2 protein-coding genes are annotated in these 1,336 nt (G+C 63.5%); both read left to right on the top strand.

The window, feature by feature from the left end; genetic code table 11:
• Nucleotides 1-272: 272 nt before the first annotated feature.
• The gene (locus tag C1I93_RS30510; protein ID WP_111246688.1) at nt 273-680 is read left to right on the top strand and encodes a GntR family transcriptional regulator; all 408 of its coding nucleotides are present in this window, start codon (nt 273-275) and stop codon (nt 678-680) included.
• Between the two features lie 154 nt (nt 681-834).
• Nucleotides 835-1,095 (top strand): DUF6244 family protein, encoded by a 261-nt coding sequence (locus C1I93_RS30505; RefSeq protein ID WP_111246687.1) that lies wholly within the window; start codon nt 835-837, stop codon nt 1,093-1,095.
• Nucleotides 1,096-1,336 lie beyond the last annotated feature (241 nt).

The raw sequence follows: 1,336 nt of genomic DNA, 5'->3' as shown, positions 1-1,336 counted from the left end.
GCCCTCCCTTTCGCCGCGTCTCCCCCGTCGAAAAGGTGGGCACCCGCCAACCCGGGCAGGCGGGTACCCACCGCCCTGAAACCGCAGCCCACCGGCAGTACGACCCCAGAGCAGCTCACCGGAAAGGGTGATAGCGAACCGTGCTCGCTCAATCACCCTCCATTCCCGTGACAGTAGCCGAAGGGCCTTGTTGCCACAAGCCCTGTTGCCCTGTTGCCAAAGTGCCGAAGGGCCACACACCGACCTGCCCACGTGGCGTCAAGGCTGAAGGCATGAGCATCGATCCGCGTTCGCACACCCCGGTCTACGTGCAGCTCGCCGATCTGCTGCGCGAAAAGATTGAATCCGGTGACCTTCCGCCCGGCGCGCCAATTGGAAGCGAGTCGCGACTGAGCCAGGAGTATGGGATCGGACGAGATGCCGTACGGATGTCGATCGCGGTTCTGAAGTCTGAAGGACTGGTGACCAGCAGCCGAGGTCAACCCACCCATGTGCGATCAAGCCCCGACCAGAGGCCGGTCGAGGTGTCGCCCGGAAGTACGATCGTGGCCAGGATGCCGAAGAGCAGTGAACGTCGAAAGATGGACATGGACGAAGGCATACCGATCCTTGAGGTGCGCTCTCCTGATGGGACCGTGCAGACCTTCCCCGCCGACGAAGTCGTGCTGCACTGCCCATAGCCGGCTTCGCTCACGCTGAGTCCGCAAGCCGCCGCCGACACCGTCCATGACCGCCCACTTGCGCGGTACACCGGCCATGGGGCACCTCGCGTAAAGTGCAATCGATTGATCACACTTCGTGTGCGAATTGATCACGTAAACCCGGGGAGGGTGTATGAGCGCGGCACAGATCATCGCGCAGTTGAACGCGGCATCGCGGAAGCTCGAAGAGGCCCAAGCCCAGATCGCGGCTGCCCGGCAGAACGTCGGCGAGGCCCGGCAACTCACCGCTGGAGCTTTGCAGGGCAGTTCCGGCCAGCTCACCGCACAGTTCGACTCTCTGATCGAGGTCATCGGCCAGGTCGGCACTCGGCCTGCCGCCGTCAAAGAACAGGTGCATGCGACGATCGCCAAGGTCCAGGCCCTGGGAAACTAGGCGGGGGCGGCGACAGCGCAGCAAGTCGACCCCCCATCGTTCTCAGACCAGCCATCCCCCGTGACGAGGCACGAGACGACACACGTGCCCGGGGAATCAGCGATGCTCCACCACTGAGGTTCCCCCGGTAGCTCGGAGGCTTTCGATCATGCTCTGATGGAGCTGAAGGGAGTCATCCGTGGCAGCACCGAAGAAGTACCCCGATGAGCTGCGTGAACGTGCGGTGCGTTTGTATCGGGAG

This window comes from Micromonospora endophytica, from assembly GCF_003236305.1.
Lineage (GTDB): Bacteria > Actinomycetota > Actinomycetes > Mycobacteriales > Micromonosporaceae > Micromonospora > Micromonospora endophytica.
This window is presented reverse-complemented; position numbering and strand designations above follow the sequence as displayed.

What these genes read in the sequence shown, in the direction of transcription:
- C1I93_RS30510 (WP_111246688.1), top strand. Translation starts at nt 273, where the DNA reads ATGAGCATCGATCCGCGTTCGCACACCCCGGTCTACGTGCAGCTCGCC.
- C1I93_RS30505 (WP_111246687.1), top strand. Translation starts at nt 835, where the DNA reads ATGAGCGCGGCACAGATCATCGCGCAGTTGAACGCGGCATCGCGGAAG.